This is a genomic window from Bifidobacterium pluvialisilvae, from assembly GCF_019331695.1.
Classification (GTDB): Bacteria; Actinomycetota; Actinomycetes; order Actinomycetales; family Bifidobacteriaceae; genus Galliscardovia; species Galliscardovia pluvialisilvae.
The window spans coordinates 161,730-180,212 of the sequence record NZ_JAHBBI010000005.1 but is presented as its reverse complement, the minus strand read 5'-3'; the positions used below and the strand labels follow the sequence as shown (position 1 = coordinate 180,212).

The following is an 18,483-nucleotide window of genomic DNA, read 5'->3' as shown; positions in this document are numbered from 1 at the left end:
AAGACCTTGACCGCAGACACGTTCATTCCCACCGCCACGGAGGAACGGCTGGCACATGGCAGGGCCGTCGTCGACGCGGCGGTCAGCCATGGGTTCTTCCCGCCGCGCCACACCGTCGAAATCGCCGACGTCATCGAACTCGACGCGGGCGTGATACGTCTCACCATCCGCGACCCCTACATCGCCGCGCACGGCCGGCCCGCCCAGTTCGTGGACTTCTTCACCCACGATCCGCTTAAGCCCATGCCGCGTCCGTTCGGCATCAGCGAGATCCAGGACGATCTGGTGAGCTTCATCTTCGCCGTCGTCGGCAAGGGAACCGGCGAGCTTGCCGGGCTCAAGGCGGGAGACGTCATCGACGTGATGGGCCCGCTCGGCCACGCGTTCGACACCAAGAAGCCGGCGAACTACGTATTGGTGGCCGGGGGACTCGGCGTACCGCCGCTCATCCACGCCGCACAGCACATCGCCGGCGACGAGAACAGCGAATCCACCGCCGTGTTCGGCTACAGGAAGAACCACTTCGCCGACGAATACGTGGACCGCTACGCCGACCGCACCTACAGCATCGACGAATCGGAAGGCAACGTGGTCACGCTGCTCGACCGCATCGAGAACGAACTGCATGACGGCGACCTGCCCCCGGTGATCCTCTCCTGCGGGCCGCTGCCCATGATGAAGGCCGTGGCCTCGTGGGCCGCCAAACGCGACATGCCCTGCCAGCTCAGCCTCGAACAGCGCATGGGCTGCGGGTACGGCACCTGCGTGCTGTGCACCACCGACACCGTGAACGGCAGGCTCAAGGTCTGCGCGGACGGCCCCGTATTCACCCGCGAGCAGCTTGGATGGGAGTGATGGCCATGACCGCGACCGCAGCGAATCCCGAAACCGAAACCGTGGACCTGTACGACCACGAGTGGAAGCACCCCACCGTGGTGGCCGGCGTGCCATGGAAGAACCCCGTCGGCACCGCGTCCGGCACCTTCCAGTATGCGGCCGTACGCTGGTTCTACGACGTGAGCCAGCTTGGCGCCGTGACCACCAAGGGCGTCTCCCCGGTCCCGTGGGAGGGCAACCCCGGCGTACGCACCGCTGAAGGGCCGGCCAGCAACATCAACGCCGTTGGCCTGCAGAACCCCGGCGTCGACCATTACCTCGTCGACGACCTGCCCAAGCTCAAGAAGATCGGCGCGAACGTGGTGGCGAACGTGGCCGGCCACTGCGACGACGACTACGCCGAGGTCGTGGCCAAGCTCGCCGACTCCCCGGCCGACATGCTGGAGATCAACGTGAGCTGCCCGAACGTCTCCGGAGGACTGAGCGTCGGCGCCGACCCGGTGGCGCTGGACCGGCTCATCACCCGCCTGCGCAGGATGACCGACAAGCCGCTGATCGTCAAGCTCACGCCGAACGTCACCGACATCACCGTGCCCGCGCGCGCGGCCGTGGAGGCCGGCGCCGACGCGCTGAGCCTCATCAACACCGTCGTCGGCATGCGCATCAACACCCGCACCGGCAAGCCGATCATCGACCACGTCACCGGCGGCGTATCCGGTCCGGCCGTGCTGCCCATCGGCCTGGCCCGCGTATGGCAGGTGCGCACCGCGCTCCCGGACATCCCGATCATCGGACTCGGCGGCATCGACACCGGCGAGAAGGCCCTCGAATACCTGTATGCGGGAGCGAACGCCGTCGAGGTCGGCGCCGCCGCCCTGTTCGACCCCGTGGCGCCCCTGCGCGTCGCCTGCGAGCTCGACGACCTGCTCGACGACCGACCCGAACTCGCCGCCAAGCTCGCCGAAGGCAAGACCTGGCGCTGACCCGAGCACGACCATTCCAATGCACGGCCCCTGCTGGCGGGGGCCATCGCCTTCGGGCGACCGGGGTGGGAACCACCCTCCGTCATTTCGCGACACCTCCCGCCAGCGGGAGGAGATAGGAAAGACATGACCGACACCGCATCGCTCGACATCCGATTCACGCAGTTCCTGCTCGAGTCGAAGGCGCTGAAGTTCGGCGAATTCACGCTCAAGTCCGGCCGCAGATCCCCGTACTTCATCAACGCGGGCGCCTTCGACGACGGCCGCAAGATCGCCACGCTCGGCGCGTTCTACGCCGAGAAGATCGCCGCCGAGATCGAGGCCGGCAACCTTCCGAAGGACATCGACACCGTGTTCGGTCCCGCATACAAGGGCATCCCGCTTGGTGTCTCCACCGCCATCGCCCTGACCTCCGCCCACGGCATGGAGGTCGGCTACACCTTCGACCGCAAGGAGAAGAAGGACCACGGCGACGGTGGCATGATGGTCGGCACCCAGCTGGCCGACGGCATGAAGGTGCTGCTCGTCGACGACGTCATGACCGCCGGCACCGCCGTGCGCGAGGTCATCCCCAAGCTCAAGGCCGAGGCCGACGTGGAGGTCGTGGGTCTCGTGCTCTCCGTCGACCGCATGGAGAAGACCAAGGATTCCGACCTCTCCGCCGTCAAGGCCGTGGAACAGGAGTTCGGCTTCCCCGTCTTCGCCATCGCCGATGTGCGCGAGATCTTCGAGGCCGGCCAGCGCATCAAGACTGCGGATGGAACGCCGTACGTGACGGACGATATCAAGGCCGCCGCAGACGCCTACCTCGAACGCTACGGCGCCTGACGCGCGCCACGCGCGTACCCGCGCATGCAGGCCCTCCCCGATGGCAGGGGAGGGCTTTCGCATTGATGCCGATATCATATGAATCCTTTCCGGAGATGAGAACGTTGACGAAGAACAACGACGACAGGCTGCTTACCCGGGACGTGATCCTGGTCATGGTCGCGACCTTCTGCTTCATGGCCAGCAACATGCTCGCGACACCGCTCATGGCGGGCTATTCCGAACATCTCGGAGCCTCCGGGGCGCTCATGGGCGTCGTCTCCGGCATGATGAACATCGTCGCCCTGTTCTGCCGTCCCATAGCCGGCAACCTCGCCGACAGGACCAGCAAACGCATGCTCGTCGGCGTCGGCTCGGCGCTCTACCTCGTGGCCAGCATCTGGTATTCGCTCGCCACGAGCCCGGCCTCGCTCATCGCCGCACGCATGGTCAACGGCGTCGGCTTCGCCTGCTGCTCGGTCTGCCTCGCCACATGGATGTCGCTGCTGCTGCCCATCCGGCACATGGGCGCCGGCATGGGGCTCTACGGCACCATGAACGCGCTGGCCATGGCCATCGGACCCGCCATCGGCATCAAGGCGCAGCAGGTCATCGGATACCGGCACACCTTCCTCATCTCCGCCGTCGTCGCCGTGTTCATGGTGGTCTCCGTGCTGTTCGTCCGCAACGGCGGCCGGCCGGCCGCCCGGAAGGCCACTCCACCGGACAGGGGCGCGAAGACGGGACGCCCCCCGCGCCGGTTCGGCATCCGCAGCATCGTCGAACCCCGCGTCGTACCGCTATCGCTCGTGTTCATGCTGTACGCCATCCCATACTTCGCCACGCAGTCGTTCCTCGTCTCCTACACGGGCGCACGGCGCCTCGCCGTCGAGGTAAGCCTGTTCTTCCCGCTCTACGCCATCGCGTTGCTCATCATGCGCATCACACTGCGCGACCTCTTCGACACCAAAGGCTTCCGCTTCTTCATGCGAGTCTGCTCGCTGCTCATGCTCGCCACGCTGCTCTGCCTCGATCTCACGCGCAACGACCTGCTGCTGGTATGCGCCGCGATCCTCATGGCAGGCAGCTACGGCATCATGAGCTCCGTCACCCAATCCCAAGCCGTCATCATCGCCGGCAAGGCCCGCAGCGGCATCGCCAACAGCACCTACTACGCCGGCATCGATCTCGGCATGTCACTGGGGCCGATCATCGGCGGATTCCTCTACGGCAACATGCCCATCACATGGTTCTACCCGCTGTTCATGCTCGCCATGCCCCTCGCATGGGTGCTGTATCTCGCCACCGCCGGGTACACGACGCCATCGAAACGGCCATGACCGCATGCCTCACCGAACGGGCAATACGGCCGCGGTCCATTACGACGAAGTAAATGACATACGGCATAGTATGAAAGGGTTCGAGAAAGGACGCCAAGGCATGACATCGGAGCACAGCAACGCCAGGGGAGTCTCGGCGAAGGCCGTCTCATCACGCGAGCAATGGCAGCGGGAGAAGAAACGGCGCACCCGGGCCCGCATCCAGGAATCGGCCATCAGGCTCTTCCTCGCCCACGGATACGACGACGTCACCGTCCAGCGGATAGCCGACGCGGCCGGCGTCACCCCGATCACCCTGTTCCGGTATTTCCCCAGAAAAGAGGACATCGTCATCGACATGCCGCAAGGCGACGAACTCGCCACGGCGCTGGCGACGATACGGAACGGCTCGCCGGCGGCCACAACGCCGTCCGACATGGCCGCCGGCGTCGTAGACGCCATCGTCTCCCGATTCGACGACGCCCGATACGATTCGCTCGCCAGACGTCTCACCATCATCAACGGCACCGACACCCTGCGCAGCGCCCTGTTCTCCCGAATCCCGCAATGGTCCGCCGCGCTCGCCGACATGTTCCCGCCGGATGACGACGACGCGGAGGGGTTCGCGACCCGGCTCGGCTACACCGTCGCCGTCAACGCGTTGATAGAGATCTTCGGCGAATGGATACGTTGCCGCGCCCACGCCACCATCCCCGACGCAGACGCCCTGACGCAAATCGCCGCCGAGGCGAGAAACGCCATCGCATGATGGCCATCGGCCCCATACGACGATGCGAAGACGATACGGACGTCATGCGTCAGAGGTCTTGCTAAGCTGAACCCGATACGACATATACGCTCGATCAAAGGGGATTGCCATGAGCGACGACAACGGCGTCAACGGGACGGACGACGAAACGGAGAACATCACCCCGGAAATTGTGGAAGAGGGGCGCCGTGGCGCATGCCCATGGAAGGCGCTGAAGGGCCGCGACGACCTGATGTCGGCGGTCGCGTCCACAGCGATCATGGCCGGCGTCATCGCCATCAGCTGCTACGGGCAGTACCTGCTCACCAAATGGGCCTGCAAGGCCGCCATCCGCGAGACCCGGCGCTGACGCGCGGTTCAGGCTGCTCCTTCCTCTGTGCTCTGAGCCGGTTGCCGTATGCTTACGGACGGGAAGGACATGGCATGATGCAGTGGCGTGATACCGCGACGGAACGGGAAAGAGGCTGATGATGAGTGTGGACTATGCAAAGGAGAATGACGTGCCCGGTCGTGTGCGCCGGCGCGAGGACGAGCATACGATTGCGGGGGAGCATCGTCCGATGCGGCGGGCCGATCGTGAGGTCACGGACACGGAGACCATGGCCGCGATCATCGACGGCTGCGACATCGTCGACATCGCATATACGGACGCCGAGGGGCTGACCGTCGTGCCCGTCAACTTCGGTTATGAATACGACCGGGAGAACGGCCGGCTTGCGTTATGGATGCATTCGGCGCCGCGTGGCCGGAAACTCGACGCCATCCGTGCCGCGGGCAACCATCTGCCGGTCGCGTTCGCCATGCGCACGGACTGCGCGGTGGTCGAGGGGCGCACGGCATGCAACTGGGGCGAATCGTTCAAATCCATCGTCGGCAACGGCATCGCGTCCATCGTCGACGACCTCGACGAATGCCGTCGCGGACTGCGGCTGCTCATGGCGCACCAGGCGCACATGCCCCACGTCGAATTCACCGACGCGCAGGTCAGAAGCGTGACCGTATGGAAGGTCGAATCGGAATACCTCACCGCCAAGGTACGCTCCAAACCCGCTCCCACGCACGCGCACGGCGGCCACCATGCCGTGCATCCGAAGGACTGACCGCCCCCCCGCTTTCGGCGAAGCCTCTTGCTGAGCCGGGGCATGGCGTCGGAACCGGAGCGATGCGATACTGGAACGGCATAGATCCAACACCGTATTGCGAGAAGGGACATTGCGATGGGCGATACGAGACGATCCGGCCGGAGAACGCGCGAGGCGCACATAAGACTGTTGGGAGACGGCCTTCCGTTCCGCGACGATGATCTGCTGACCGGAGACCATCCGATACGCAGGTATGGAAGGAAAGAGAGGAAACGGTATAGCGCACCGTTGCGGGGCATCGTATTCGTGGCGGTACTGGTCGCCGTGGTGATCGCCTTCGTCGGGGTTGGCTCCGGAGGCGGGGCCTCGTTGCCGGGCGGTTCCTCGGCCGATTCATCCTCCACGGAGATGACGCTCATATCATGCGCCGAACTGTTCGGCGCCATTGTGGCCTATATGGTCGTCGTGCTGGCGATGGAAGGCCGCCGCCCCCCGATGGAGCTGGCTCCGACCCGGGCATTCGACCTGGTGCGTGGAGCCGTTGCGTCGTTCGTCTGCATCGCCGTCTGCATCGGCGTCATCGCGTTGCTCGGTGGTTACCGGATCGTCGGATTCAACGCCGGATACGATCCATGGGCCGATCTGCTGACGCTGGGCCTCGTCGCGGGCGTGGCCGAGGAGATCATGATGCGGGGCATCCTGCTGCGCCTGGTGGAGGAGGGGCTTGGATCATGGGGCGCGGTGGCGGTGTCCGCACTCGTGTTCGGTCTGCTGCATGTGACCAATCCGGACGGCACATTGTGGGGCGGCATCGCCATCGCCATCGAGGCGGGACTGCTGTTCGGCGCCATCTATCTGGCCACGCGGTCCCTATGGTGGTGCATCGGCTTCGACGCCATGTGGAACATCGCCGAAGGCCCGGTATTCGGTTCGATCGTCTCCGGCACCGGGGCGCAGCGGTCGTGGCTGGTCGCACGCTGGAACGGGCCGGAACTGCTGACCGGCGGAACCTTCGGCCTTGAAGCCAGCATCATTCCGGTACTGGTGCTGGGAGGCCTCGCCATCGCCATACTGGTCCATCTGCAACGTCACGGCCGCATGACCGCCCCGAACTGGGTCCGCAGGAAACGCGTCGCCGCCATGGAAACGCCTGATGCCGCCAAAACGGCGGCATGACGACCGCGTCGACGGACCGGCGTCAGAACAGTCGCAACGGTTCCTCACGGACGACGGGCCGGATGAGTTCGGGCCCGTCGCCGTCCAACGGCGCGACCTCATGGAAGGCGAGCGCTCGGGACAACGACTCTCCGGCGTCGTGAACCCGGGACAGCAGCGTCGAGCCGTCGACGGCCGGATCCAGCCAGGCGTCGCGCACCCCGGACGTCACCATCATGGGCATGCGGTCATGCACGGTCGCGGGGCCGGCCACGGCCTCGCAGGTGATGATGGTCGCCGTCAGCATCCATGGCGCCGAGGAGGAGGCGCGCCACCACGAATACAGACCCGCCATCGGCAGCGGGGCCTCATCGACCGCATGGAAATAGAACGGTCTGGAACCATGCCATTCGAAGTATCCCGAAGCGGGGATGACACAACGCATGGCACGCGTCGAATCGGCGAACGTCGGCTTGGACGCGGCTGACTCCACCCGCGCATTATACGTGGGATACGGCAGGTCGTCAGTCGTGCTCCAGCGGGGGATGAGCGACCACTTGGCGCCGGTCAGATGACGGCGCCCGTCCCTGCCTTGGGCGACGACGGCGATGGTCTGTTTGGGGGAGACGCCGTATGAAGGCCCGGGCAGGGCGGGGACGTCGACTTCCTCCCCGTCCACGGCGAACCGCTCCGCCACGGCATCCCAATCCAGGTCGATTGCGAATCTCCTGCACATGGGCATACCCCTTTCCGTTCCCGAATGACGTCGAGACGATTGTTCCCCGGCATCATGGAACACCGATGACGCAAAGGCGGCGTACAGTGGACGCCATGCTCGACCATCTCACCCTCAAGGTACACGACATCAATCGCAGCATCGACTTCTACACCAAGGCGCTCAGGCCGCTCGGCTACGTCGTCAAGGCCCATCACGAGCCCACGCTCGGTTTCGGCGTCGACGACGGAACCGAGCACTCCGACTTCTACATCTCGCCGGCGGACCGCGATGACGGGGCGGCCCCCTCACCGGTCACCCACATCGCGTTCCTCGCGCCAAGCCGGCAGGCCGTCCATGACTTCCACGACGCCGCGCTCGCGGCCGGCGGACGAGACAACGGCGCGCCCGGCCCCCGCGACTATCATCCGGGATACTATTCGGCGTTCGTGCTCGACCCCGACGGCAACAACGTCGAGGCCGTCGTCGACTGGGCGCACACGCGATAAACGCCCCGCCCGACTTGTCGTCCATACGGCGGTCGAGGCGAAAAGCGGGGCGGCAGGCGGACTAGAACCTCATGCCCAACGAGGCGAGATCCCTGCGCGCCTGATCGGCGTCGGTGAAACGGAACGCGTGCATGCCCACCGCCTGCGCGCCGGCGACATTCTTGGCGGTGTCGTCGAGGAACACCGAGGATTCGGCCTTGAGTCCGAAACGGCTCAGCGCCAGCTCGTAGATGTCGGCGTTCGGCTTGTGCAGCTTCTCGATGCCGGAGACCACGGTATCCTCAAGCAGCTCGCCGAGCTGCGGGAACTTGTCGAACGCGATGTGGATGGTCTCGTGCGACCAGTTCGTCAGGCCCCATACGCCATAGCCGGCGGACTTCAGATCCCGCAGCAGCCGCTCCATGCCGGGCAGCATGCGGGGCAGCGCATCGCCGTAATGATCCACGTAGTAGCGGAAGATGCCGGCGATGTACTCCCCCTGCTCACGCACCACGTCGGGCATGATGTCGGCGACGTCCTCGCCGGCGTCCATACGGTCCTCGTAGCGGAAGAAGCCGTGCGGGTCGTCGTCGGCGCAGATGCGGTCGACCACGTCGGGAGGGAAATGCCCCTCCAGGCAGGCGCGGCACCGCCAGTCCAGCAACACGCCGCAGAAATCGAAGATGACGTCGGTCACGGGGGAAGCCTCGCTCATATGTCTGTGTCTCCTCACAATCCGGATACGGTTCGATGGGCACGATGGTGCGAGTCTACCGCAACGCCCCGGAACGTTCCCGCGGGCCGCGCCCCCGGCGGTGTCGCCGGCCATGGCTGGCGATACACTGGCACAGGAGCGCCTGACGAACGACGTCGTTGCGGGGCCTAAGGAGTGTGAGCCCATTGTCCGATTGGAATTCCGAGCAATACCTGAAATTCGAGACGGAGCGGACCCAGCCGTCCATCGACCTCGCCCGACGCGTCAAGCAGGTGATTCCCGGCCCGAACATCATCGCCGACCTCGGCTGCGGTCCCGGCAACAGCACCACCGTCTTGCGTCGCACGTTCCCCGGATCCCGGCTGTTCGGCATCGACAACTCGCCGAACATGATTGCGAGCGCCAAGAAGAACCATCCCGGCATCGAATTCCTGCTCGGCGACGTGCACCACCTCCACGGCCGCTACGACCTCATGTTCTCCAACGCCTGCCTGCAATGGATCCCCGGCCACCGCCTGCTCATCCCACAGCTCATGGAGTCGCTCAACCCCGGCGGCGTGCTCGCCGTGCAGATACCCATGGTCGAGCAGACCCCGCTGTTCAGCATCATCTACGAGGTGGCCAACGACCCGCGCTGGGATCTCGGCGACGTGCTGCGCGGCAAGAACGGCACCCTGCGGCCCGAGGAATACTTCGACATCCTCGCCGCCACCAGTTCGGACTTCACCCAATGGGAGACGACCTACTATCATCGCATGCCGTCCGCCGACGCGCTCGTCGAATGGGTCAAGGGCGCCCGCATGCAACGCTACATCGCGGCGCTGAACGAACGCGACGAATCGGGCAAGGCCGCCGAACGCTTCGAGCAGGAGGTCGCCTGGCGGGTGAATTCCGCCTACGTGCCGCAGGCCAACGGCGAGGTCATCCTCAAATTCCGCCGGTTCTTCTTCATCGCGAAGAAATGATCGCATGATTGGTCGGCGACGGCGACAGAGCTGCGTAGGGCGCCGTCATATTACAGGTCAACACGTTGCCCAGTGGTATTGTCTGCTGGACAGAGCGGGCATCCGGCCCCACGGCGCCTCATCGGCCTGAGCCCGTCGGTCTGATTGCGACGACTTGTTCGCCGATGTCCGTATCATCGTCTCGTCCGGAAAACGAACGAAAGGGCGATGGATGACGTGGCCGAAGGCGAACATGGTCATACAGGGGAATGACGCGCACAAGGACGGCATCCCCGTCATATTCGTGCATGGCCTGGGCGTCGACCATCGTTCGCTGATGCTCCTGGACGGCGCCTTCCCCGATACGACGCGCCGCATCTATCTGGACCTGCCGGGCTTCGGCAGGACCCCGGCGCTGGACGGCGAAGGCGGACTGCCGGAAATGGCCGACTGGCTGCAATCCACCATCGACGACGTCATCGGTCCCCGCACGGCCTTCGCCATGGTCGGCAACTCCATGGGAGGTGCCCTGGCCCGCGAGATACTGGCCCGGGAGCCGCGGCGCGTGCTCGGACTCGCCCTTATCGCGCCCGTGGTCGACCCGCGTCATGCGCATCGCCGGGTCGGGGAACACGTCGTCGCCGACCCGAATCCGAAACTCACCCATGCACTGCCGCAGGAACAGGTCTTCGATTTCGTCACCATGGGCGTCAACCAGTCGTTCGAGGCATGGCGACGCTACCAGCGGTTCATCCTCCCGGGCGAGCGCCTATGCGACCGCGGGGCCTGCGAACGCCTCGGCAATCGGTATTTCCTCAACGACGTGCCCGAGCAGGTGTTCGGCACGTTCACGGGTCCCACGCTCATCGTCACCGGTCATGAGGACCAGATTGTCGGCTATGAGGACCAGCGGGCATTGCTGCCGCATTATCCGAACGCGAGGTTCGTGGTGTTGGAAAACGCCGGCCACAACCTGCACATCGACTGTCCGGAGGAGACCGGCCGGCTGCTGAGGGAATGGGCCGGCGGGCTCATGGCGGCCGCGTGAACCTCAACGCCGCATGATACAGTGGCTTGTTCACAACGTTTTTGAGAATCCCGAAGAAAGAGAATCCACTCATGGCATTGACCAAGAAGCAGATCAAGCAGCTCCGTTCGCTCGGCCAGAAGCTCAAGCCCGAGCTCATCATCGGCAAGAACGGCATCACCGACGCCACCGTGGCCCAGGCCGAGGAAAGCCTCGAGGCGCATGAGCTCATCAAGTGCTCGCTGTTGGAGGGCTGCGGCTACACCGCCAAGGAGGCCGGCGAGGAATTCGCCGAACGCCTCCACGCCGAACTGGTGCAGACCATCGGCCACCGTTTCGTGCTCTACCGCGAGACGAGCAAGGAAGGCGTCGAGAGGATTCGCCTGGTCCGCGAGTAGCCTCGGTTCCCGTGATTCACTCTTTTCTCACCCCGTGGAAGAGTGAATCGCAGACGCGCGGAATGCGACATCATCCGGCCGCGTGAATCGTTGGTATTCCGTGCGGGTCGGACTCCATCGGGAGCCGGCCCGCGTTCACTCCTTGCGATACCGCCGCGGGGAGTGAACGCGGCAGCGGGTACAGTGGTGTGGAGATTGCCTAGGAACAGGGGGAGCATGCGATGTCGCTGAGCATGACGCAACGCAGGAACACCATTCGCGAGTTCAAGGAGAATCTCGGGCTGTTGGGGCTCACCACGGCGGACCTCGCCAAATACTTCGATGTGGACGAACGGTATATCAACGACATCATCGAATTGCGCAGCGGGGTGCTTGAGGACCCGTGGATCATCCGCAACTACCTGCTGCGCAAGGCCGGGGAGCGGGGCGTGGAGCTGAAGCCGTTCACCGCATTGGTCGGCGACCATCACGACTACTGGTTCCTCGACGGCGTGATGATCGACGCGGGGGAGCTGCAATAGCGTCGCATCGTCGGCATGGACGATGCGGGTGGGCGAGTCCAAAACGTAAAAGGGCTGGTTGCATAAGAGGGTGAATGTCTTATGCAACCAGCCCTTGTTCTTCGTCCTTGCGGGACCGTCGTCCGTTCGTCCGGCGGTCAGTCGATCAGCGTGTATCCGTGGTCGGCGATGACGGACTTGAGCTTCTCGAGATACACCTCGGCGGCCTTGGAAAGCTTGGCACGCTCGTTGGTGATCCAGCCGACGAGCATCTTCTCGTCGGATTCCAGCGGTACGGTGACGATCTTCTCGGAGTTGAGGTCCTCGTTGTCGATGCCGGAGCAGACCGTGTAGCCGTTGAGACCGACGATGAAGTTGAGAATCGTCGCACGGTCGGTCACGTTGATCTGCTTGGGGGAGTACTCGGGCCACACGGCCTCCTCGGCGAAGTAGAAGCTGCCCTCCTCGCCCTGCTCGTACTGGATCCACGGATACGGTTTCAGGTCCTCCATGGTCAGGCTCTTGCGCCCGGCCAGCGGGTTGGAGCGGGAGAGGAACACGTGCAGTCCCGCGCGGAAGATCGGATGGAACTCGAGGTGCTTCTCGCGCAGCAGCTTGCCGATGACGTCCTTGTTGAAGTCGGACAGGTAGAGGATGCCGACCTCGGACTGCATGTTGGCGACCTGGTTGATGATGTCCTTGGTGCGCGTCTCGCGGATGGTGAACTCGTACTCGTCGGACTTGATGGAGTTGATGAGCTCGACGAACGCCTCGACGGCGAACATGTAGTGCTGGGTGGAGACCTGGCACAGCTGCTTGCGCGGCTTGGCGTTCTTGTAGCGCTCCTCGAGCAGCGCGGACTGGTCGAGCACCTGGCGGGCGTAGGTGAGGAACTCCGCGCCGTCGACGGTCAGGGCGATGCCCTGCGAGGAGCGGGTGAAGATCTCGATGCCCATCTCCTTCTCCAGCTCCTTGACGGCGGAGGAGAGCGCCGGCTGGGAGATGTAGAGCTCGTGCGAGGCCTCGTTCATGGAGCCGCATTCGACGATTTTGACGATGTATTTCAGCTGCAGCAGTGTCATAAGACAAGGTTATAGCAGGTGGCGCAAACACTTATGGCGGTTATACCCGCGGTCCCGGCGTGAATACGTCCATTTGCCGGACGCGGCGCTTCCCGAAATGGACATGCGTGGCATATTTCGAGTCCGTCGGTATGTTATGAATCACATGTTATTGCTCTCATACATCACGACATCCGAAAAATCGAACAAAACCGAACGGTTGCGCACGAAGGCCGAATTATCGTTGGTATCACAATGATATCGGCACTATTTTTGCATACGTATGCTATACTAGAAGCGAAGGTTGGAAATATTCGACCAAGGATAACGGAAGAAATCGAACACGATGCGGTGTTCGATTGCGATGTCGAGTTCCAATCTTCGGCAGGGGCGCGAGGAAGCGACCTGATGAGGCAGAGACGATGACGAGGTGGTCATCATGAGGCGACGGACCGAGGTCGCGATAATCGAAGAAGGAAACGAAAAGACACGTCCGGACGAATGCAGGACATAACGGAAGAAGCGCCGCAGAACAGAGACGGCGGAGTAGAGGTGGAGCGATGATCGAACAACCATAACCAAACAACAGCGGATATCCATCCGCCCGACAATTGAAGAGGTGACTATGGGAGACACCATACAACCATGAGGCCCCGGGGTTTGCAACACAGCTCCGGGGTCTCGTTTATGCATCCGTATCGTATGTATCCGTGGGCTGACGATTCCCCACCGGCCGCGTGTCCCCTTGGATGCCGTGGATGTGTGGCGTCGACGCCGGTGCGGCGGCGTGCAATCCGTCACCGCAGGATGTCAAGCGGCGCCATGGTCTTGTTCCTTTCGATGATCGCGCAGATCCGTTCCGGGGTCTCCTTGCAGCCGCCCCGGATCCACAGCCAGATGATCGACGACACCGACGATACGAGGATCTCCATCGCGTACGGCTGGGGGATGTCCGCGAACGTGTGGGACGTGAGATCCAGCCGTTTCGCCTGCGATATCAGCATTCGTTTGAGCACGTCCTTGAACCGGTCATACATCTGCATGTCATTGCCCGAACGGGAGATCGCATCGAAGAACGCGTACTCGCGTTTGACGTATCGCAGCGCCTCGGCGATGGCCTCCGTACGGAAGATGTCCAGCACATCGCCAACCGCACTCCTGCCGCTGCGCGCGTCGGAGTCGACGAGGATCTCGGCCAGGTCGTCGATGGCGTCATCGATGAGCTGCTGCTTCAAATCGAACTTGTCGAGATAATGCAGGTAGAACGTGCCGCGGTTGATGTCGGCCAGACGCACGATGGAGCTGACCGTCATCGCCTCGAACCCCTTCTCCTGCATGAGCTCGATGAACGCGTCCCTGATCTTCGTCTCGGTCTTCGTCCGCCTTTGGACCGTCGTCATCATGACTCGCCTCCTCGCTCCCGCGTCGTCGTCGAATGCCGGGTTCCGACCGATTATATCAACATGTCGTTCATCGACGAATGAAGTGAACAGATTCTGCGGAACCGTTCATTATGAACAATTCCAACGGTTTTGACGATTGCCGGCGCCATATCCGCGTTCCTACAATCAGGGCAGATAAATCGACATGTTGTTCACTCACACATGCCGTCGGTTCGACGGGGAACGGAAGGACGACCCATGGCGTACATCGAGATGGTCCACAGCTTCAAGCGCTACCACATGGGAGACACCACCATCGTCGCCAACAACGACGTGACCTTCGGCATCGAACAAGGCGAACTCGCCATCATCCTCGGCGCCTCCGGGGCGGGCAAATCCACCGTGCTCAACATCCTCGGCGGCATGGACACCAACTCCGAAGGCCAGGTCATCATCGACGGCAGGGACATCTCCGGATACAACGCCCGCCAACTGACCGACTACCGGAGATACGACATCGGATTCGTGTTCCAGTTCTACAACCTCGTCGCCAACCTGACCGCACGCGAGAACGTGGAGCTGGCGTCGGAGATCGTGCCCGACGCACAGGACCCCGTGCAGGCGCTCGCCGACGTCGGCCTCGGGGACCGCGTCGACAACTTCCCCGCACAGCTTTCCGGCGGCGAACAGCAGCGCGTGGCCATCGCCCGCGCCGTGGCGAAGAACCCCAAGATCCTGCTGTGCGACGAGCCGACCGGCGCCCTGGACTACAACACCGGCAGGCAGGTGCTGCGCATCCTGCAGGACCAGAGCCGGGAGAAGGGCGCGACCGTGGTCATCGTCACCCACAACTCCGCCATAGCGCCCATCGCCGACCGGGTCATCCGCATGCATGACGCACGGGTGAAGTCCATCGACGTCAACACGCATCCGATGAGCATCGAGGACCTGGAATGGTGACGGGCATGATGGGCAGGCACGGCAGGCGGCGGGGACGAATCCCGGTGCGCAAACGCATGCTGTGGAAGGACATACGGCAGACGCTGGCGAAGTCAAAGGGCAGGTTCCTCTCCATCGTCAGTCTGATGATGCTCGGCTCGTTCGCCCTGGTCGGCCTGGTCGTCACCGGCCCGGACATGCAGGCCGCCGGCGCCGGTTTCTACAACGGCCACAACCTCGCCGACGTCACGGTGATCAGCGACTACGGGCTCACCAAGGACGACGAGAACGTCATCCGCGGCACCAACGGCGTCAGGGACGCCGAATTCGGCTACTTCAAGGACGTGACCATCCGGGGCAGCGACCACAGCCTGCGCATATACTCCAAGCCGCAACGGGTGTCGACCTATCAGATCGTGGAAGGCCGGCTGCCAAGGACGGCGACGGAGATTGCCCTGGACTCGAAGGAACGCGACCGGTTCGCCGTCGACAGCACCATCAAGGTCACCGAACAACCGGACGTCGCCGGCGACACCGTGCTTACCCATGACTCGTTCACCGTGGTGGGCTTCGTCAACGCCAGCGAGACCGTATCCACATTGAACATGGGGCAGTCCACGGCAGGTAGCGGCGAACTCGACGGATACGCCGTGGTCGCGCCGGCCGTCTTCGACTCCGACGTGACGATGATCGGCCGGGTCATGTTCGACGACACCCAAGGCATCGACTATTGGACCACCGGCTATCGGGACCGCGTGCAAAGCCACAAGGACGATTTGACGAAACGGCTGACGAACCAGCCGGCCGCTCGCGCCGAATCCATACGACAGGAGCGGCGCAGGCAGATCGACAAGGCGCAGAAGAAGGTCGACGACGCCAGGAAGCAGCTCAACGACTCCGAACGCCAGCTTGCGGAAGCCAAACGGCAGATCGAATCCGCCAAGGACCAGATGGCCGACAGCACCAGCGAGGCCGCCGACCAGGCCGCATCGGCATCGGCCGAACTCTCCGGCGCCGTCGCCCAGATCGCCGCCGCCGGTTCCGCGCTGACCGGCGCGCAGACGCAGCTCGCGGCCGGCGCGCAACAGTTGACGCAGGGGCAGACGCAGCTGAGCGACTCATGGCAGGAGCTGTCGCAGGCGAAACCGCAGCTCGACGCCGCACGAACCCAATTGGAGGCGTCCAGACAGGTGCTCGACAAGACCGGCACCCTGCTGCGGCAATGGGAGAACACCGGTCTGACCGGCGGCGTATACGACAACGTCAGCACGAAATACAATCAGGCGGTCGACGCCTACAACACGACCGTGAACGCATACAACACGAAACTGCGCGCATACCACACCGCATTGCAACAGTGGAACGCCGCCGCCGGCAGACTGAAGCAGGGGAGCGCCGAATATCAGAGGAACGCCGCGGCCATCACCGACGCGGCGAACCGGCTCGCCGACAAGCAGACGGAACTCGGCACGGCAGTCTCCGCATCCACGGGCACGGCAGGCAGCGGCGCAGGCCAGCTCATCCAAGGCAGGCGCAGCATCGAAAAGGCCGAAGAGGAATACGACACCAGACTGCGGGAATTCAACGACGCCAAACCCGAGGCGGAGAAAAGGATCGCCGACGCGGAGAACACCATCCGGCTTGCACGCGAGAAAATCGATTCGCTCGACGTCCCCGCCTACTCCGTGGACGGTCGGCGCGAGGGACTGACCTCGAACGGCTACCGCGTCTACGAGATCATCGCCGACATCGTCGGCCGACTCGCGGGCATCTTCCCGATCTTCCTCTACTTCGTCGCCGCCCTGGTCACCTTCACCACCATGGGACGCATGGTGGACGAGGAGCGCGTCAACTCCGGCACATTGAAGGCGCTCGGCTACGGCGACGCGGACGTGATGAAGAAATTCGTGTTCTACGGGTTCACCGCCTCGACGCTCGGCACGATCATCGGCGTGGCGGCCGGGCATACGCTGCTGCCGCTCATCGTGAACCATGCATACAGTACGGGATTCACCATGCCGCGCATCACCCTGATGTTCCATCCGGCGATCACCATCGTGGCGTTCGGCCTGGCCTGGCTGAGCGCCGTCGTGCCGGCCTGCCTGGCGGCCTTCCGGGAGCTTCGCGAAAAACCCGCGGGCCTGCTGCTGCCCAAGCCGCCGGCGAAAGGCTCGAAGATTCTCCTCGAACGCATACGGCCATTGTGGAGCAGGCTGAGTTTCACCCGCAAGGTGACGGCACGCAACCTGTTCCGATACAAGACCCGCGGACTGATGACGATATTCGGCGTCTGCGGCGCCGTCGCCCTGCTGACCACGGGACTCGGCGTACAGGCGTCCATCGGCCAGATCGGCGAGCGCCAGTTCGGCGAGATCATCCATTACGACCTCATCGTCGCGGAGAAATCCGACAACAACCAGAGTCAGCGCGATGAGGTGGCCAAGGCGATGAGACGGGATGCCGTATCGGACTCGACGCCCATCCGGTATGAGGAGCTGAGCCGTATCGCCGGCAAGGAGAACGACAGGCAGAGCATCACGCTGCTGGTGACCGATGATGCCTATAACTTCGGCGACTACGTCACCTTGCGCGACCGCGTCTCGCATGACCCCCGGGTGCTGACCGACCGCGGCGCCGTCATCTCCGAACGCATGGCCGCCATGCTGCACGCCAGGGCCGGTGACGTCATCACCGTGACCGACGAAGGCGGAGTGGAGCGGCGGGTGCGTGTGGACGGCGTCTCGGAGATGTACATCGGCCACGTCATGGTCATGACCTCGGGCGGCTACGAGCACGCGTTCCACTCGTCATACCGGTCGAACGCGTATCTGGTGAGGCTCCGTGACGGATCCATCGCCAACGCGAAGCGGCAGGGCGCCTCGTTCATGAGTCTCGACGGGGTCCGCGGCGTGGTGCAGAACACGACATCGAAGAACCAGGTGAGCACCATCGTCGACTCGCTCGACCAGATCATGGAGGTGCTCATCCTCGTCGCCGCGCTGCTGACGGTGGTGATCCTCTACAATCTGACGAACCTCAACGTGTCGGAACGCATCCGCGAGCTGTCGACCATCAAGGTGCTGGGATTCCACAGCGGGGAGACGACGATGTACATCTACCGGGAGACCCTGCTGCTGTCCGTGCTCGGCATCCTGGCCGGATACGCCGGGGGATCGGCCCTGCACCGGTACATCATCGACGTGGTGCCGCCGGACGAGGTCATGTTCGACCCCGCCCTGGCATGGCAGGCGTTCGCGGCACCGGCCGCGGTGGTCGCCGTGGTGCTGGCCGCGCTCGGATGGCTGGTGTTCCGCCGGCTGCGGGACGTCGACATGCTCGGGGCACTCAAGTCGGTCGAGTAG

At 63.8% G+C, this 18,483-nt stretch carries 19 protein-coding genes; 15 read left to right on the top strand and 4 right to left on the bottom strand.

Going from position 1 to position 18,483, the window contains the following annotated elements; all coding sequences use genetic code 11:
* Nucleotides 1-6 precede the first annotated feature (6 nt).
* The 8 genes from KIH77_RS05825 (at nt 7) to KIH77_RS05790 (ending at nt 6,973) form a co-directional block, all read left to right on the top strand.
* Nucleotides 7-855: a dihydroorotate dehydrogenase electron transfer subunit gene (locus tag KIH77_RS05825; protein ID WP_372445365.1), complete on the top strand. Its 849-nt coding sequence runs from the start codon at nt 7-9 to the stop codon at nt 853-855.
* Nucleotides 855-1,820 (top strand): dihydroorotate dehydrogenase, encoded by a 966-nt coding sequence (locus KIH77_RS05820; RefSeq protein WP_372445364.1) that lies wholly within the window; start codon nt 855-857, stop codon nt 1,818-1,820. Before KIH77_RS05825 ends, KIH77_RS05820 begins: the two co-directional genes overlap by 1 nt.
* 126 nt (nt 1,821-1,946) lie before the next feature.
* The gene (pyrE, locus tag KIH77_RS05815; protein ID WP_219100149.1) at nt 1,947-2,648 is read left to right on the top strand and encodes an orotate phosphoribosyltransferase; all 702 of its coding nucleotides are present in this window, start codon (nt 1,947-1,949) and stop codon (nt 2,646-2,648) included.
* A gap of 95 nt (nt 2,649-2,743) precedes the next feature.
* Nucleotides 2,744-3,967: an MFS transporter gene (locus KIH77_RS05810; protein ID WP_219100148.1), complete on the top strand. Its 1,224-nt coding sequence runs from the start codon at nt 2,744-2,746 to the stop codon at nt 3,965-3,967.
* A 100-nt stretch (nt 3,968-4,067) separates the two neighbouring features.
* Nucleotides 4,068-4,715, top strand: coding sequence for a TetR/AcrR family transcriptional regulator (locus tag KIH77_RS05805; protein ID WP_219100147.1), 648 nt, complete (start codon nt 4,068-4,070; stop codon nt 4,713-4,715).
* 109 nt (nt 4,716-4,824) lie between these two features.
* Nucleotides 4,825-5,064: a hypothetical protein gene (locus tag KIH77_RS05800; RefSeq protein WP_219100146.1), complete on the top strand. Its 240-nt coding sequence runs from the start codon at nt 4,825-4,827 to the stop codon at nt 5,062-5,064.
* A gap of 121 nt (nt 5,065-5,185) precedes the next feature.
* Nucleotides 5,186-5,815 (top strand): pyridoxamine 5'-phosphate oxidase family protein, encoded by a 630-nt coding sequence (locus KIH77_RS05795; RefSeq protein WP_219100182.1) that lies wholly within the window; start codon nt 5,186-5,188, stop codon nt 5,813-5,815.
* Between the two features lie 390 nt (nt 5,816-6,205).
* Nucleotides 6,206-6,973, top strand: coding sequence for a CPBP family intramembrane glutamic endopeptidase (locus KIH77_RS05790; RefSeq protein WP_219100145.1), 768 nt, complete (start codon nt 6,206-6,208; stop codon nt 6,971-6,973).
* A 22-nt stretch (nt 6,974-6,995) separates the two neighbouring features.
* On the opposite strand, the gene KIH77_RS05785 is transcribed toward KIH77_RS05790, so the two are convergent.
* A complete protein-coding gene (locus tag KIH77_RS05785) occupies nt 6,996-7,688 on the bottom strand; it encodes an SOS response-associated peptidase (protein ID WP_219100144.1) in 693 nt (230 codons plus the stop codon).
* A 95-nt stretch (nt 7,689-7,783) separates the two neighbouring features.
* Here KIH77_RS05785 and KIH77_RS05780 point away from each other — a divergent pair, with 95 nt between their 5' ends.
* The gene (locus KIH77_RS05780) at nt 7,784-8,176 is read left to right on the top strand and encodes a VOC family protein (protein WP_219100181.1); all 393 of its coding nucleotides are present in this window, start codon (nt 7,784-7,786) and stop codon (nt 8,174-8,176) included.
* A gap of 61 nt (nt 8,177-8,237) precedes the next feature.
* Here the strand turns inward: KIH77_RS05780 and KIH77_RS05775 are convergent, their stop codons facing one another.
* The gene (locus KIH77_RS05775; RefSeq protein ID WP_219100143.1) at nt 8,238-8,870 is read right to left on the bottom strand and encodes an HAD family hydrolase; all 633 of its coding nucleotides are present in this window, start codon (nt 8,868-8,870) and stop codon (nt 8,238-8,240) included.
* Nucleotides 8,871-9,055: 185 nt separating this feature from the next.
* Here KIH77_RS05775 and KIH77_RS05770 point away from each other — a divergent pair, with 185 nt between their 5' ends.
* From KIH77_RS05770 to KIH77_RS05755, 4 genes are all read left to right on the top strand, one after another.
* On the top strand, nt 9,056-9,835 hold the full coding sequence (locus tag KIH77_RS05770; RefSeq protein ID WP_236024504.1) for a methyltransferase domain-containing protein: 780 nt from the start codon (nt 9,056-9,058) through the stop codon (nt 9,833-9,835).
* Between the two features lie 211 nt (nt 9,836-10,046).
* A complete protein-coding gene (locus KIH77_RS05765; protein WP_219100142.1) occupies nt 10,047-10,862 on the top strand; it encodes an alpha/beta fold hydrolase in 816 nt (271 codons plus the stop codon).
* A 71-nt stretch (nt 10,863-10,933) separates the two neighbouring features.
* Nucleotides 10,934-11,239, top strand: a complete 306-nt coding sequence (locus KIH77_RS05760; RefSeq protein ID WP_219100141.1) for a YhbY family RNA-binding protein — start codon at nt 10,934-10,936, stop codon at nt 11,237-11,239.
* A gap of 221 nt (nt 11,240-11,460) precedes the next feature.
* Complete coding sequence (locus KIH77_RS05755; RefSeq protein ID WP_219100140.1) at nt 11,461-11,760, top strand: DUF2316 family protein; 300 nt, start codon at nt 11,461-11,463, stop codon at nt 11,758-11,760.
* Nucleotides 11,761-11,897: 137 nt separating this feature from the next.
* Here the strand turns inward: KIH77_RS05755 and KIH77_RS05750 are convergent, their stop codons facing one another.
* Nucleotides 11,898-12,821: a LysR family transcriptional regulator gene (locus KIH77_RS05750; protein WP_100511029.1), complete on the bottom strand. Its 924-nt coding sequence runs from the start codon at nt 12,819-12,821 to the stop codon at nt 11,898-11,900.
* A 776-nt stretch (nt 12,822-13,597) separates the two neighbouring features.
* Complete coding sequence (locus KIH77_RS05745; RefSeq protein WP_236024503.1) at nt 13,598-14,203, bottom strand: TetR/AcrR family transcriptional regulator; 606 nt, start codon at nt 14,201-14,203, stop codon at nt 13,598-13,600.
* 237 nt (nt 14,204-14,440) lie between these two features.
* Here KIH77_RS05745 and KIH77_RS05740 point away from each other — a divergent pair, with 237 nt between their 5' ends.
* Together KIH77_RS05740 and KIH77_RS05735 are read left to right on the top strand one after the other, a co-directional pair.
* Entirely contained in the window at nt 14,441-15,142 is a 702-nt protein-coding gene (locus tag KIH77_RS05740; protein WP_219100139.1) for an ABC transporter ATP-binding protein, read from the top strand.
* A 5-nt stretch (nt 15,143-15,147) separates the two neighbouring features.
* Nucleotides 15,148-18,483: an ABC transporter permease gene (locus tag KIH77_RS05735; protein ID WP_236024502.1), complete on the top strand. Its 3,336-nt coding sequence runs from the start codon at nt 15,148-15,150 to the stop codon at nt 18,481-18,483.